Below are 15,697 nucleotides of genomic sequence, written 5' to 3'. Positions count from 1 at the left end.
AAATACTTTTATTTCAGGTTAAACAGAATGACCGTGCCTCTGGGCAGGCTCAGGTGCATTTTTGAATAGATCAATATAGACCCCGAACCACCGGCACGTATGATACCCGGAGGCCCTCCCTGTTCGGTTAGTTCTAAATACAAGGAAGTAGTACCATTGGCAACCCCTGCCGGCGTAAGCGCCATCAATACATTGTGATCGCTGTATAATGTCCGAGCCTGTGCAGGTATATCCACATTGGTGGGGTTATTGTAATTGATCTGTATTACAAACGGCCAGCCTATCAATACCCTTTCCGGCGCCACGATCTCTGTAACGAGTTGTGAGTTTAAACCACTGGCTGCACCCGGTGCACAACCCGGTGCATTGCCATTACCCGGACCCGTATTTACACCTCCTCCCGTGATCAATCCGCCGTTGTTGGGAGTTACTACAGAGAATCCATTGGCCAATATTGCAATACTGCTATCGGGTTTGGTTAAGGTTACATCATAAATACCCAATGGTTTGCCCTGCAGGTTGAACGTGGCATATACCGTAGTGCTGTTAATGAAATAAACCGCCGATGCACCAATGGTAGTACCCGGCTTGCTGAGTTTAGCAGTCATATTATTGACAAACAATGAACCACTGATCTTAACAGTTACATTGCCCGAATTTCCACCGGATGAAGTATGCACATTAAGTATAGCAAATGGCAACTTCACTGCTTTTAAAGTAATGTTCTGTACCACCGGGTTTACAGATGCACAACGGATTGTGATGTAGTACACCCCGGTTGTTACGGATGCCATTACAATTTCCTGGTTACCATAATTGGGCGTACTGTATGTATAGTCAAAGTGGGCGGCGGATGGTATATAACCTTTACCAATGAACACCTGGTTCTTCATCGTGAGCGAATCGCCTGATTTAAGTACTACCTGGATAGTGGCGCCGCTTAATGAATCGGGTACCACCAGTTTATAAAACCGGCTGATCGTATGAAGTGTATTCGGCGTAAGAACATTAAGCGGCAGTTCTTTTACTTTTACATAAAGCGGCGTAACAGCTATTCCTGTATTATTGTCCTTATTGCTCTCCACAATATTATTCAGCAGGTCTGTTTTCACAATTACATGGTAATTTCCTTCGGTTACGTTGGTTACCAGCGGCGACATACGGATCGTATCTGTTGCCAGGGGGGCCATATTGATGGTCTTGTTTTTAATACCCAGCAACACGGCAGTGGAATCCAGCAAACTGCTTGCTGATAAATAAATACCATCCGAAGAAGCCCCAACAGCAGCATTGGGAGAAATATTTTTTATTACCCACTTAGCCGTATCAAGTGTATAGCCCAGGAATACAGAATCAGGCTTCACTATATTTTCAACGATGAGGTCAGAGGGCGCCGGGCTGTAAATGGTTGCGTATTTAAAGGCCAGGTTATTCGTATTGCTGCTTTCAATTAAATTATGGGTCGCATTTACCCGGCTTATTAAAATATAATTACCCGGGGTGACATTCATAGGAATGGTAACAGTAAAGGTATCTGTGTAAGACTGGCCGGGTTGCAGTGCCCCCACATGATTCTTTCCGGCTAACAGAAAATCACTTCCGTTATTTCCGGGAATGAAATCGGGTGAAAGCCACAGATCATCGCTCCAGTTAGCCGGGTAAGTAACCCCGGTCCCATTATTGGTGACCCGGTGTATTACCGTTATTGGCTGGCCAACAGCGATCAATGAAGGGGCAGATATTATGCTGTCTGTCAGGTCGGGAAGTTGCGGCTGCACAACATGAATTTTTTTAGCTTCCCCTGCCCCATTTCGAATCAGGTTACCATTATTGTTCAGCACCGTTTCATGTGCTATTCCATAAGGAGGATAATAGTTTGTCCGGGCAAATACATAATAATCGCCGGTTGGTATATTTGGTGGTACCGCATTCCTGGTATCACCATAAACCTGGTTGGTGTTTAATGGGGTAGATTCAAAATAACCCGAAGCCAGCACGGCATTATTATTAAACAGGGAATCAGGAGAAAAATAAATGGCATCGTACCATCCGCTGTAATAACCCTGGCCGGGATTATATCCAATGTTTTTCACCGTCCAGCTGACCGGGTATGGCCGGGCAACCGTTGCTGTATCCGGACCGGTCACCGATGTTACAATATGATCAACAGATGGATTAATTAAAACCCTGCTTCCGGTCCCTGTTATATTATTATTTCCATTGGTTCCTTCATACACGGCATTGTTGGCATTTGTTTTAATAAAGAAATAGGCCGTATTACTATTTATTTGCGGGAAACAACTGTTGATGTAAAAGGCAAAAGGCATATTTACATTAAACGAATCGGTATAGCTGCTTCCGGCAGGCACTGTTTCACTGTGGCTTCTTTTGGCAATATAGTAACTGGTGGTGGGGTTAAATGCCGGGCTGCAGCTTATATAGATACTGTCTGTCCAGGTGCCTGTGGTGGCAGCAGTTCCGTTGTTAGCTACTGTATATTTTATACTTGCCGAAAAAACGGTGAACACCGTATCTGCCAGCAGAATATTTGAAACAACCAGGTCGCACGGTGCTGCAGAAGTAACGATCGTAGTTGCAGCAGCACTGATATTATTGGCTGGATTGGTTTCCCTGAATGCGCTGTCAAAATTAGTATGCACATAAAAATACCGGGTACCGGATGTTGATACCGGGAACGTATAATTATATGTATGTGGCACGGCTGTACCTGTGGGCAGATCTTCGGTATAGGTTACAGAATCTATTAATTGTGCGCTGCCATTAAATACCGGCGAAGCACTTACATAGATCTTATCCCTTCTTACATGATTAAATACGGTACCGGGACCATTATTAAGAATGCTGTAATTGATAGTAAGAGCCTGTCCTCCAGTACTATTGGCAGGCACTGTAATAGTTGATACGGTCGCATCGGGGCGCTGAACAGCAATGGGCAGTGTACTTCTTTTTGTTTCGGGTGTGCCGGGATATTCAAACACAGATTTAGAAGCATTGGCTAACACATACACATAATAATTGCCCTGCGGTAAATTGGATGGAATAGTGAAGTTCCCTGCCTTGGGATGATTGGATCCCGGTTTAATTACATTGAATGTATTTATATTGAGCTGACCCGGATTTGTACCCCCTGGCTGGCAAGGGTATGTTACCAGGGTCTCAGTCGAACCTGATCCTGAGTTTGGCACTCCCTGAACAGTTTCGTTAACTAAAACAGCATTGGCAATATTCAGCCCTCCGGCATCGGTACTCAAATAGATCCTGTCTACCCAGAAACTGGAACCAAAACCCAAACTGTCTGTAACAGAAATGCCTTGTGTTGCTGCACCCGGGATCGTGCAGTTACCATTGACAACAAAATAATGCCCTTTGTTTTTTTCTATATTATCATTAAAGCCCGCATTCGTAATACTCCAGTTTACGCCAATGGGCTGTGTGGTACTTGCCGTAGTTACAGGCAATGATAATAAAGTTGCTTTTAAATGAGGCGTTGGTGTAAGGAATACCTGTACCTGGCTCCGGTTTACATTGTTGTTATTTAAAGCTCCCTCATAAAGAGTATCGCCCACATTGGCAAGAACATATATGAACCAGGTTCCAAAAATATAATTAGGTACTATAACCTGCATGCTCCTCGTGTACGTACTGTCTGCAGGTAGTTGACCTGTATTTGTAGCAAATGCATTGCTGGCATTGTCATAATAGGTTCCATTAGGCTTAGGCAGTTTTACCGGAATTGCTGTACTTATATTAAACAAAGGACTTTGAGAAATATATACTTTATCTGTCCACACAGCACCGGGCGGTGTAAGTACCCCGTAATTTTTTACTTTATAGGTCAGGCTAACAGCACTGCCTGAAAAAGTGGTAGTGGGTGTAAATACAGTATCTACCCGCAGATCCGGTGTGGGCGAAAGGGTAACAGTAATGGGCTGGGGAGCTCTTGCCGTATCATTGACCTTCGTAACCTGCTGTGGTGCATTACTACCCGAAGGATAATTTGTAATGACATAGGCATACAAAGGCAGGCTGTAATTTAAAGGCAATGTAAAGTTCACGGAATTGGTATATTGCTGACCATTATTCAATGCACTTATATTGGGCTTTGCAGCAATAAGCAATGGCCTGGAAGGGAAATCTGCCTGGCCCCATAGCAGGGGATTTGTTTGAGGAGGTATTGAAAAATTAGGAAGCGTATCAAACGTAAGGAATACGCCATCCGTCCAGTTTTGATTGGTAGTAGTGTTACCGGGTCCGTTGTTTTTTACCGTCCAGTTTATGGAAATGGTCTGACCTGAAAAGGCGGTTGTGGGCGCTTGCACATTCTGCACTACCAGGTCGGGCAATGGTATTAATGTGAATTCCTGAACAGGCCCTGTATTAATTTGCGTGCAGGAACCATTGTGAGAAACAACCATCCATTTATACGGCTGGTTTGTAGTTAACCCGCTGTTTACCGGGATGATATAATTTATGGTTGTCAGATTAGCCGCATACGGAGTACCTGGTTGCGGCAGATCGGCACGCCACAGATACAGATCGAAGGTGTAAAATAAACCAGGCTGCGCCGGCACCCATGAAAGCGTTAGCGGCAACTGCTGATTGATCGCTCCATTCGGCGGCAGCATGCTTTGTACAGAATCCGGCTGAATACTGTTAATTACATGCACTACCAATGTATCATTATTACTTGCTGCCCCGCAAGGGCCGCTTGCCGAAACAATGAGTGAATAAGTGCCCGGGGTTGTCCATGTCACATTCGTAGTATTGGTGGTAGATGGAAGGGTGCTTCCTCCTGCGATCCGCCATAAATAAGTTGCGCCGGGTATATTGTTAATAGTATACATTGCCGTACCCGGACATAAATTGGTGTAACCCGAAATGCTGGCCAGGTCAGCAACCCTTGTGCAGAAACTCCTTTCAACAGGTGTTGCAGGTAAATAATTCGTATCTCCGTTTTGAGAAGCCCTGACCGTTACGGTTCCCAAACCGGTAAGTGCCAGGATATTTCCAGAAACGGTTGCAGGACCCGATACAATACTATACCCGATCGGCAAAGCCGATGTGGCTGATGCCATTAAAGTAACAGTAAGATTACTGATATCCTGTTCGGGTATGGCAGGGAATGTTATGATCTGTGCAGCTTTATTTACCGTAAAACTTCTTGTCACCGGTGCTGCAGTATCGTACACATTATCTCCAATTTGATTTGCCCGGACTGTTACCAACCCGGTTCCCGTAATAGTTAAGAGATTTGTTTGTGCATTGATCGTTGCCGGGCCGCTTATTAAAGTAAGCGAAACCGGTAAGCCTGATGTTGCCGTGGCATTGGGAACAAACGGAGCATCGCCATATGTCTTGTCAGGTATGGCCGGGAAATTTATTGTTTGCGGAATTGAATTGGCTGTAAATGAAATCACGTTCGAGGCCGGGCTTTCGCCACAAAGATTAAAGTACCTCACTTTATAGCTGCCCGCAAGAGACGCATAATAGGAAGATGAAAAAGTTCCGTTGACCAGAGTATCATTTCTATACCAATGAAACCCTGTTGCATGCTGGCTGGCATCGGGAGCAGAGGCATAGAGCCAGCGGCCTGTATTGTTTAGTACAGGTAGCGCAGTGGGTGCAGGGTACCATACAGTAACTTGTTTATTGGCAGAAGGCCCGCTGCCGCACAGATTAGATGTACCCAACGTTATTGTATGAGTGCCGGTTGTTGTCCAGGTAACATAGGCTGTATCCTGGTTGGTAGTAAATGTTCCGCCGCCACTGAGCGACCAGTTGTAATTTACCCCGGCTTCTTTCTGACTTGCATAATAGGTATGAATACCGGAGCTGATACATCCCGGGGTGGGGCCTGTAACAGTAAAACTCACCAGGGGTGCCGCTCTTACAGAAAGCGGTTTTGAATTGATGCTGGTATCGGGAGGCGATGTGCCAATCACCCTTACCCTGTATCCGTTTGATACAGAAACATTAACAGGAATAAGGGCATAGATCGAATCTGAACTATTGCCATTCTTAAAACCGATATTTAAAGGGCTGCTGAAACTGCCTGTTGAATCGGATAATTGTGCAATGAACGTATTATTTGAATACATGAATGTATCCACCGAATAGCGGACTTTAAAAACCACATTACGGCATACAACGCTGTCCATATCACCAACGGTAATAACCGGAATAATGGGAGGCATTACATAACCAAAAGTAAGTGGCCCGAAAGCAGACAACGTATCCAATGAAGTAATAAAAGCTTCGTCAAGATTCCCGGTAAAAGAGGAAACACCGGCATTCGTCCATTGGCTCCCGTTCCACGGGCTTACCCGTAAACTATAAAGCGATGTAACAGGATTGCTGCGGGTGCTATCATAGTTGAGTGTTACCCTCACATTCGAGTTGCCGTTATCCCGGTTCAACAACCAGTATTCCCTTCCGGATACCCTTGTGAGACTTGAAACATGCAGCGCAGTATCATAACCGGCAGCAGTTGGGTTAATACGGAAATATTGTGCGGTAAAAGCATCTGTTGGTAAAGACGGGGCAGAAATACTCATCACGGCCTGGTACAGGCTATCCCCCGTAGGGAATTGAAATGGTCCATTACCTATCTTTTTTACAGGTCCCCACACCCAACTGCCACTTGAGTTTTGACTGACAAAGGCGCCATCATTAAAGATGATCCGCTTTGTTGAAGTTGTTTTTATGATACCACTGGAAAACGGAACATCATTGCCGATAAATATATCCTGCTCAGGAATGATATACGCCTGTGGAGAGAATTTCTCAGGATAAAGATTTTGAAATGTTACAGCTGTTGTACCCAATTGCCTGATATGGCTTTCTGCTCCTCCGGTAAAGCTGATATCATTTAATTCGATGAACTGCGGATCAACGTTGCTATTAAGAGTAAGATCCTTGCCTATTTTGAGTGAATTGCCATCTCCTGCCCGGAATAAAACGGGGGCATTAATATTGAACGTAACATCGCCAATCACTTCATCTGAACCCCAGCCCGAAGGCGAAATAAAAGTTTCAGCATTCGCATCGGGGCTATTCGTGGTGATGGCCAGGTTTCCATTAAAAATATTTCCATAGATCGTATTCGGGGCATTCCTGATGATGCTGTCACTGATTGAAACATTACCGTTAAGTATATTCTCTATGAAATAAAGGGACCCTCCATAACGCTCGATGCTGATATTGGTTGCTGAAATCGTTGCATTTTCAATAGAAAGATCCGTTGCATTTCTGAAAATGACAGAGTTGTTATTATTAGTAGAACTGATCGTTGCATCAAAAATATTTACGGTACCATTGTTTAACAGGCTGTAGTTATCAAGATCCAATGATGCCGGGGACTCCATAATAAGGCCGCCGGTAGTGATATTGGAATTTACAACCGGGTAATTGGGAAGGCCGGTAGGGATTCGGACAGTATCGCAACTGGTCGGGACTCCGGCGGGACTCCAGTTACCAGCTTCATCCCAATTTGAATCTACCGACCCTGTCCAGGTTTTTAATATGTTGTTTGTACAACTGTTGCAGGATGCCAGAATTTCAGCCGCTGTACTGCAACCCGTAGCATTATTCTGAATATCGGATGGCCCGCTGTTATTAAGATAAAAACAAAGAGGTGGGAAAGAACATAAAGATAACAGCGGATTGTCCCTGATTTTTACACCTTCCGTGGTTGCCGGGTCTATCACCAATGCAGGATTCATAAAACCCAAAGAAGTGATATTCGGGTTTTCCCAGATCCACAATCCGTCACCAATATTGGTAATATTTCCCAGCCCGGTAAAATTGGAAAGACTGGTATTGCCGCGGAATTCTATCCGTCCATCATTTACTGTTGTGATATTGTTTAATGCAGAAATGCTGGTTAAAGCATTATTGGCCCAGATGGAAAATCCGAAACCCGTTACAGAGGTTAATTGCTCAAGTCCGTTCAAACTGGTAAGCGCCGGGTTAAACCAGATATAAAAATTAAAGCTGGATGTAAGGCTGTCAAGCCCCGCAAGGCTGGTAAGCCCTGTGTTTATCATCCAGAAAGTACTGATGTTTGTATTGGTGAGGTTATGCGTCAATGGCCCCAGGTTTGTTAGGTTCGGTAACTGGCTGAAAAGAATGGCATGTAACTGTGTAAGATTGCTGAGCCCGATGCTGGTCATGGCATTTAATTCTTCAAGCCGTAATGGGCCGTTGATCGAAACAAGGCTGCTAAGGCTGTTCAGGTTTACAAGCGGTGAATATCGAAGATCAAGCGGGCCATCTATATACACCACTGTTCCTAAACCGTTTAAGCTGGTAAGCGCAGTGCTGTCAATATATACGCCGCCAATGGAATCGATTGTATTGCTCAAACCGGCGATGCTGTTTAGCAAAGGCAGTTTCCGGATAATTATTTCGCCCAAACTCGTCAGGTTGCTGAGCCCGATACTTGTTTGAGAAAAATTATATTCCAATTCAAGTGTATCCCCTAAGGAAACAAGCGCCGAAAAGCCTGAGAGGGAAGAAATGGAAGTGTAAGAAATTTTTAATTTCTGTGATATACTCTGGATATTGTTCAGCGAATCCAGATTGGTAATAGCCGGACTGGCCCCCTGGCCATTTATCTGCAGTATCTGAACAGATGTACATCCGGGGTACAATATTTTAAAACTGTCTATTTGTGACTGGCGGATAAGGGTGATGGTATCGCAAATGGATTCTATAAGATTATTACCGGGGTAGTTTTTAAAACCCTTAGCGGGTACAGCGGCCCACACAGGTGTTATAATTTTGCTTTCAAGCGCTGCTATATTTACTTTATAAGTGCTTTTTTTCTGAGCAACAACAGGCATTGGGCATGTAGCTAACAACAACAGTAGCAGGTAAATATATCTGTACATCATCATTTTTTTAGATTCATACATCCTGCAGCCTGCAGGAAATAATCATGGTATTTACTAACTAAACCGCAGGATACGGGAGCCTGCTACAGGATAGATTTGGACACCATAAAAATTGGATTTAATACCGCAGCGGGAAATACTTAATTTGTAGTAGAAGCTTGTTTTCATAGGAAAGCATAGGGAATTTTATTACTTTCAAATAAAGAAAGGGAACAGTAAAAATGAATGCCAGGTCAACCATATTAATATTTTGCTTTTTTCTCCTGAATCGGTTTTTAAGTATTGGCCAAACTCATAGCATTGACAGTTTAAAAGAAAAAGTGTCCGTCGAAACGAATGAAAGGAAAAAACTGGAGGCCTTAATTAGTTTGGGGGAGTATCATCACAGCATTAATAAAGATTCGCTATACCGGTATGCCTTGTCAGCCAAAACGCTGGCGTCAAAAGTCGGAACGGAAAAAACCAAAAGCCTTGCAGAAATTATATTTATAAACGCCCTGCTGCGGCATGGAAAAACTGATAGTGCATTTGCACTGGTTGAAGCTTGCCTGCTGAAAAACCCTGTATCTGATCCGGCGACAAGGGACATTTATTTTAATCTGGCTGCATTAAAAGCCGATTGCTTTGGCGATGCTTCCAATTACAAAGACGCACTTTCGGAATTATATAGAATAATCAGTGAAGCGGAGCAATACAAAGATTCACTGGTACTGGCAAAAAACATTAGCACTGTCGGCGTAATAAACTATAACCTTGATCATGTGCCCGAGGCATTTAACTGGTATTTTAAAGGGTTGTTGTTTATTACTGATGACCCCCGTTTTTATTCCGTTGCGGCTGTATTGTATATTAATCTGGCAGAAACATACCGCTGGGTGCAGCAAATAGACTCAGCGACATTTTATATTGACAAAGCAATTTCACTTTGTAAAAAAAATGAAAATTTATTTTTTCTTGCCAATGCACTCAGGGTAAAAGCAAATATCTATAAAGAAAAAAAAGAATATTCCCGGGCAGAAGAAACAATGCTGGAATGTATTGCAATAAGGGAAAAAAGCGAAGGGAAGCTCTTGCTGTCTAACGAACAACTTGCAGTTGCAAATATCTATACCCGTTCAGGCAATATTGATAAAGCGATTAAAATATTAAATGATGCCCTGATTTCAAGTGCATTAAAGCCCGATAATTCAGTCCCGCAGGCAAATACAGGTTATGAAGTTGATGCATTGAAAATTTCTTACTATAACAGTCTGGCTCAATGTTACCGGTTAAAAGGGAACAGCAAAAAATATGAAGAAACCCTGGAAAAAATAATAGCGGCAAAAGATGCATTCTACCAGGCTAACTCTGCAAGATCTATTGCAGAGCTGCAAACAAAATTTGAAGTGCAGAAAAAGGAAAGAACCATTGCGGAGCAAAAACTAAACCTGACAATAAAAAATTACTGGCTTTTCGGATCAGCCATATTTGCAGCCATGGCAACGCTTATCATCTGGCTGGCTTTTAAAAATTACCGCCGTAAACAAAATATTAAAATGCAACTGGCCTTACAGGAAGAAAAAAGAATGGCCGCCCAATCCATTATTGACGCAGAAGAACATGAACGGAAGCGGATTGCCGCCGATCTGCACGACAACATCGGGGCCTATGCAACGGCCATCCGTGCCGACGTGGAAAAGATAACCGACAACGGGTTTGAAAAAAGCAATGCCTCCCTTCAAAACCTGCAGCAACATTCCCAGGAGATTATTAATTCTCTGAGGGATACTATCTGGGTACTTAATAAAGATCATATCACCATTACCGGAATCAGCGACCGTATAAAGAATTATATCAGTAAACTGCGGCCCACTTATACCAATATCCAGTTTCACATCCTTGAAGAAATAAATAATGATATCCGCATAAGTTCTCAAAACGCCCTGAATATTTTCAGGATCGTGCAGGAAGCACTGCACAATGCATTAAAGCATAGCAATGCTGCCAGCATCACTGTTTATATTGGCAGCAATGAAACCTTCCGGATAAAAATTTCTGACGATGGAAAAGGTATGCCTGAAAATAATACCGCCAATGGAAATGGCCTCCGGAATATGCAGGCAAGGGCAAGGGAAATTGATATGCAGTTATCCATAGCATCCGGCATAAACGGGGGAACGGAATTACTTTTAACAAACACTACTATAAATTAAGTATATAAAAGAAAACAGGAAATCAACACATTGCATAAGCAAATAAACAATGAATAAATCTTTACGAATAGGACTGGTGGATGACAAAGCCGTGAACCGGAGCAGCATTGCAGATAAAATAAAGCAGTTTGAGGATCTGAATTTTTGTTTTATGGCTGTCAACGGGAACGACTGCTTAGAACAGTTAAAAGGTCTCCCGGTAGAAAAAATGCCACAGGTCATTTTCATGGACCTGGAAATGCCGGAAATGGATGGCGTACAAACGATCAGCCTCGCCCGTTTAATGTACCCCGACATTTTTTTTATTGTATTGACTGTTTTTGATGATGATGACAAAATTTTTGAAGCCATCAAAGCAGGTGCCCATGGTTATTTACTTAAAGATGAAAGCGCCATTGCCCTGCACAATGCCATTACCAATGTAGTGGAAAGCGGTGGAGCACCCATGAGCCCGGCCATTGCCCGTAAAGCCTTTGAAATGCTGAGTAAATCTCATTTACAGACAGAAACAAAAGCCTCCGAACCTCACCTGCTGGATACATTGGTTACAGAACGGGAAAAAGAGATATTACTTCATACCATCAATGGGCACGACGCAAAACGCATTGCGGCCATACTGGATATCAGCGTGTTGACCATCCGGAAACACATAGCGAATATTTACCAGAAGCTGCACGTCAACAGCAAAGCCCAGATCATCAGCCTGGCCCATAAAAACAACTGGGTATAATAATAGTACGACCTCCTCTTTCGGCCGGTAATTTTACTAACACTTGTTAGTTTTTTTGTATTATTTTTACAGCCTAAATGATCCCTTATGTCCCTACAGGATTTTGAAAAAATATTCCAGGATAAGATCGATGCAGAGATAAAGATCGAACCCAAGGACTGGATGCCGGATGCATACCGCAAAACAAACCTGCGGCAGATAAGCCAGCACGCACACAGTGAAGTGGTGGGCATGTTACCGGAAGGAAACTGGATCTCCAGGGCACCCTCCTTAAAGCGCAAAGCTATCCTGCTTGCCAAAGTGCAGGATGAAGCAGGTCATGGCCTGTATTTATACTCCGCTGCGGAGACCCTTGGCATGAGCCGGGATGAAATGATCAGTGACCTTCATAGCGGTAAGGCAAAATATTCTTCCATCTTTAATTACCCTTCCCTTACATGGGCCGACATGGGCGCCATCGGCTGGCTGGTTGACGGTGCCGCGATCCTGAACCAGGTGATGCTGTGCCGCACTTCCTACGGACCTTATGCAAGAGCCATGGTTCGTATCTGCAAAGAAGAAAGTTTTCACCAGCGTCAGGGATTTGAATCACTGCTGGTATTGAGCAGGGGAACAGATGAGCAGAAAGCCATGTGCCAGGATGCTATCGATCGCTGGTGGTGGCCCAGCCTGATGATGTTTGGTCCCAAAGACAGCGAAAGTACCAACAGCGACCAAAGTATGAAATGGAAGATAAAAAGAAAAACAAATGATGAACTCCGCCAGCAGTTTGTAGACATGATCGCCGAACAGATCAAAGTGCTGGGCATGCGGTTGCCGGATGATAAATTGAAATGGAATGAGGAGAGAAAGCATTATGACTTTGGTGAAATAAACTGGGATGAATTCTGGCAGGTGGTGAAAGGAAACGGCCCCTGCAACAAACAACGGCTGGATGCAAGGCGCCTGGCACATGAAGAAGGCGCCTGGGTGAGGGAAGCAGCATCTGCTTATGCCAAAAAAAAGAATGTGGTAAAAACAAAAGCTGCCTGATGAGGTCATTTGTATGGTTCACGGGCCTTGTTGTTCTGCTTACCGGTTGCAACAATAGTGAAAAGGAGAATGTAACAAGTAAAGACAACAGGATCGTTCTCAGAACAGACAGCATCAACCTTGTTAAGCCTTCCGATACGTTGGTGATCTATGAAAGCATCTGTCGTGGCTGCGAATATGAAGGCTCTGTGCGTTTTGAAATAAATGACAGCCTGGGTGTGGTGAAATTGCTGACCGTTATCAGCAAGGATGATAACCCCGGGGACATGGCAGGAGGGAATGTTGGAAAAGAACTGGTACTGGCACCCGTAAAAACCGGCATCACTACCCTGCGGCTGTATAAGCTGCTGTCATACAAAACTGCAAAAGAAGACTCCGCAAGGGTCAGGACTTATACCATTGAAGTAAAAAATTAAATACCATCAACCATGTTCCATACATTCATACGGAAATTTTACTACGGTGATATCCCCGAGGATAATGCCGGAGTTTCAACAACCACAGGCAAGCCGGAATCAAAGCATGAGTGGCCCCTCTGGGAGATATTCATCCGCAGCAAACAGGGCCTGGATCACAAACACGTGGGAAGCCTGCATGCAGCCGATGCTGCCATGGCCATTGAAAATGCAAGGGATGTATATACCCGCCGCCAGGAAGGAATCAGTATCTGGGTGGTGGAAAGTAAATACATCACTGCCTCAAATCCCGAAGAAGCGGGTGAATTATACGAACCGGCAGCAGATAAGATCTACAGGCACCCTACTTTTTACCAGTTACCGGATGAAGTAAATCATATGTAATAATTAAAAAGTAAAAACTCAAAATAAGAACGGTTTTTAACTTCTAACTTTTGACTTTATGAATTCTCAGATCGATTATACTTTACATCTTGCCGATACCACACTGATACTTTCGCAACGAAACAGTGAATGGTGCGGACATGGACCCATATTGGAACAGGACATTGCCATCACCAATATTTCGCTCGACCTGCTCGGGCAATCAAGAAATTTTTACCAGTATGCGGCACAGTTAAATAATTACACCATCAAATCTACAGGGTCCAAAGCCCCCTCTTCCCCTGGAGAGGGGGTTGGGGGTGAGGTCACCGAAGATTCACTGGCTTACCTGCGAAAAGAAAGAGAATTTAAAAATCTTTTATTGGTGGAACAACCGAACAGTGATTGGGCACAGACTGTCCTGCGCCAATACCTGTTCAGTCAATACCAATACCTGCTCTTTGAAATGCTGCAGCAGGGTGATGATGAACAATTAGCCGCTATTACCGCCAAAGCGCTGAAAGAAACAAAATACCATGTACGCTGGAGCAGCGAATGGGTGATACGCCTGGGCGACGGTACAGAAGAAAGTCATAGCAGGATCAGTAAAGCCGTCCGGGAACTATGGCCTTATACCGGTGAAATGTTCATACCTGCCGGTTATGAGATCTCTCCTGGTATTGATCTTTCATCCATCAAAAAGGAATGGGATGAAAAAGTAAAGGCTGTCTTTGAAGAAGCCACATTATCCATTCCTGAAAAAGTATTCATGCAGAGCGGTGGTAAAAAAGGAACCCATACTGAACACCTGGGTTATATTCTTACCGAGCTGCAGTACATGCAAAGAGCTTATCCCAACAGTGAATGGTAGATTCTTCAACCATAGGAATAAATACTATCCGGCAGATACTTGAAACGGTCACCGATCCTGAAATTCCCGTGCTTACCATTGCCGACATGGGCATTGTACGGGATATTAAGATAAACGGAGACGGGGTCGAAGTCATCATAACGCCCACATACACCGGTTGCCCGGCCATGGATATGATCGCCATGAACATCAAACTGGCATTACTGGAAAAGGGCTTTGTAAATGTAAAAGTAACCCCTGTCCTCTCCCCGGCATGGACAACCGACTGGATGAGTGAAGAAGGAAAAAGAAAGCTGGAGGCTTACGGCATTGCCGCCCCCGATAAAAGATTTGCGATCCCAAAGGACGGCGTGGAATGCCCCCAATGCCACTCAGCCAATACAAGGGTCATCAGCGAATTTGGCAGCACCGCCTGCAAGGCCCTGTACCAGTGTAACGACTGCAAAGAGCCATTTGATTATTTCAAGTGCCATTAATCTTCTTAACTTTATCATCGTTGAATCTTTTGTATGGACATTTCCATTTATTTTGAAGAAGCCGCCCAGGTTTCCATTGCCTTTGTCATTGGGGCCGTTATCGGGCTGGAACGGGAGTTCCGCAGCAAGCCCGCCGGGTTCCGGACAATGATATTGATCTGTGTAGGCTCTTGTCTTTATACCATTCTTTCCAAGGAAGTGTCTGCAGCCGGTAGTGCCGACAGGATCGCAAGCAATATTGTTACCGGAATTGGTTTCATTGGTGCCGGTGTGATCTTTAAAGAAGGAATAACGGTCAACGGCTTAACGACCGCTGCCCTCATCTGGATAACAGCAGCCCTGGGTATGGCGATCGGATATCACAATTACCCGCTGGCCATTGTTGTATCTGCCATGGTGGTCATTGCATTGTTTGTGCTGGAACCGGTACAGCGTTTTATAAACAGGCTGCACCGGGTAAAAGATTATAAGATCCGCACCGTGGAATCAGGAAAAAATTTCCAGCCAGAGCTGGAAGACTTTTTTAATTCGCACGATCTTTCCTTCCGCTGCATGAAATCACTAAAAGAGAACAACGATGCCATCTACCTTTACCGCATCAGCTCGCCCGACAGGAATTACGACCTGGTAAACCAGTTCCTGCTTGGCCACAAAGAAGTGAGAAGCTTTGATGTGTAAATGAATCATTTTAAAACTACTACC

The 15,697-nt window shown here is 44.1% G+C and carries 9 protein-coding genes; 8 read left to right on the top strand and 1 reads right to left on the bottom strand.

Translation table 11 applies throughout. The features are described 5' to 3' along the window. Positions 1-8: 8 nt before the first annotated feature. Complete coding sequence (locus tag IPJ02_15825; protein MBK7376952.1) at positions 9-8,864, bottom strand: hypothetical protein; 8,856 nt, start codon at positions 8,862-8,864, stop codon at positions 9-11. A gap of 371 nt (positions 8,865-9,235) precedes the next feature. Here IPJ02_15825 and IPJ02_15820 point away from each other — a divergent pair, with 371 nt between their 5' ends. From IPJ02_15820 to IPJ02_15785, 8 genes are all read left to right on the top strand, one after another. Further along, positions 9,236-11,107 (top strand): hypothetical protein, encoded by a 1,872-nt coding sequence (locus tag IPJ02_15820; GenBank protein ID MBK7376951.1) that lies wholly within the window; start codon positions 9,236-9,238, stop codon positions 11,105-11,107. Between the two features lie 49 nt (positions 11,108-11,156). Continuing rightward, complete coding sequence (locus tag IPJ02_15815; protein MBK7376950.1) at positions 11,157-11,837, top strand: response regulator transcription factor; 681 nt, start codon at positions 11,157-11,159, stop codon at positions 11,835-11,837. Positions 11,838-11,924: 87 nt separating this feature from the next. Beyond that, entirely contained in the window at positions 11,925-12,869 is a 945-nt protein-coding gene (paaA, locus tag IPJ02_15810) for a 1,2-phenylacetyl-CoA epoxidase subunit A (protein MBK7376949.1), read from the top strand. Further along, the gene (locus tag IPJ02_15805) at positions 12,869-13,285 is read left to right on the top strand and encodes a hypothetical protein (protein MBK7376948.1); all 417 of its coding nucleotides are present in this window, start codon (positions 12,869-12,871) and stop codon (positions 13,283-13,285) included. Before paaA ends, IPJ02_15805 begins: the two co-directional genes overlap by 1 nt. 12 nt (positions 13,286-13,297) lie before the next feature. Beyond that, entirely contained in the window at positions 13,298-13,669 is a 372-nt protein-coding gene (gene paaB / locus IPJ02_15800) for a 1,2-phenylacetyl-CoA epoxidase subunit B (GenBank protein MBK7376947.1), read from the top strand. 58 nt (positions 13,670-13,727) lie between these two features. After that, positions 13,728-14,519, top strand: coding sequence for a phenylacetate-CoA oxygenase subunit PaaC (paaC, locus tag IPJ02_15795; GenBank protein ID MBK7376946.1), 792 nt, complete (start codon positions 13,728-13,730; stop codon positions 14,517-14,519). Beyond that, positions 14,513-14,995 carry a phenylacetate-CoA oxygenase subunit PaaJ gene (paaJ, locus tag IPJ02_15790; GenBank protein MBK7376945.1) on the top strand — a complete coding sequence of 161 codons (483 nt, stop codon included), beginning with the start codon at positions 14,513-14,515 and terminating at the stop codon, positions 14,993-14,995. Before paaC ends, paaJ begins: the two co-directional genes overlap by 7 nt. Positions 14,996-15,028: 33 nt before the next feature. Beyond that, positions 15,029-15,673, top strand: a complete 645-nt coding sequence (locus tag IPJ02_15785; GenBank protein ID MBK7376944.1) for an MgtC/SapB family protein — start codon at positions 15,029-15,031, stop codon at positions 15,671-15,673. The last annotated feature ends 24 nt before the right edge of the window (positions 15,674-15,697 follow it).

It is taken from the genome of Chitinophagaceae bacterium (assembly GCA_016710165.1).
In the GTDB taxonomy this organism is placed as follows: Bacteria; Bacteroidota; Bacteroidia; order Chitinophagales; family Chitinophagaceae; genus Ferruginibacter.
The sequence above is the reverse complement of the archived record's forward strand: the minus strand, read 5'-3'. Positions and strand labels throughout refer to the sequence as shown.

Excerpts from the sequence above, each read along its gene's own strand:
- IPJ02_15825 (MBK7376952.1), bottom strand. The coding sequence starts at position 8,864 with ATGCCTGTTGTTGCTCAGAAAAAAAGCACTTATAAAGTAAATATAGCA.
- IPJ02_15815 (MBK7376950.1), top strand. The coding sequence starts at position 11,157 with ATGAATAAATCTTTACGAATAGGACTGGTGGATGACAAAGCCGTGAAC.
- paaA (MBK7376949.1), top strand. The coding sequence starts at position 11,925 with ATGTCCCTACAGGATTTTGAAAAAATATTCCAGGATAAGATCGATGCA.
- IPJ02_15805 (MBK7376948.1), top strand. The coding sequence starts at position 12,869 with ATGAGGTCATTTGTATGGTTCACGGGCCTTGTTGTTCTGCTTACCGGT.
- paaB (MBK7376947.1), top strand. The coding sequence starts at position 13,298 with ATGTTCCATACATTCATACGGAAATTTTACTACGGTGATATCCCCGAG.
- paaC (MBK7376946.1), top strand. The coding sequence starts at position 13,728 with ATGAATTCTCAGATCGATTATACTTTACATCTTGCCGATACCACACTG.
- paaJ (MBK7376945.1), top strand. The coding sequence starts at position 14,513 with ATGGTAGATTCTTCAACCATAGGAATAAATACTATCCGGCAGATACTT.
- IPJ02_15785 (MBK7376944.1), top strand. The coding sequence starts at position 15,029 with ATGGACATTTCCATTTATTTTGAAGAAGCCGCCCAGGTTTCCATTGCC.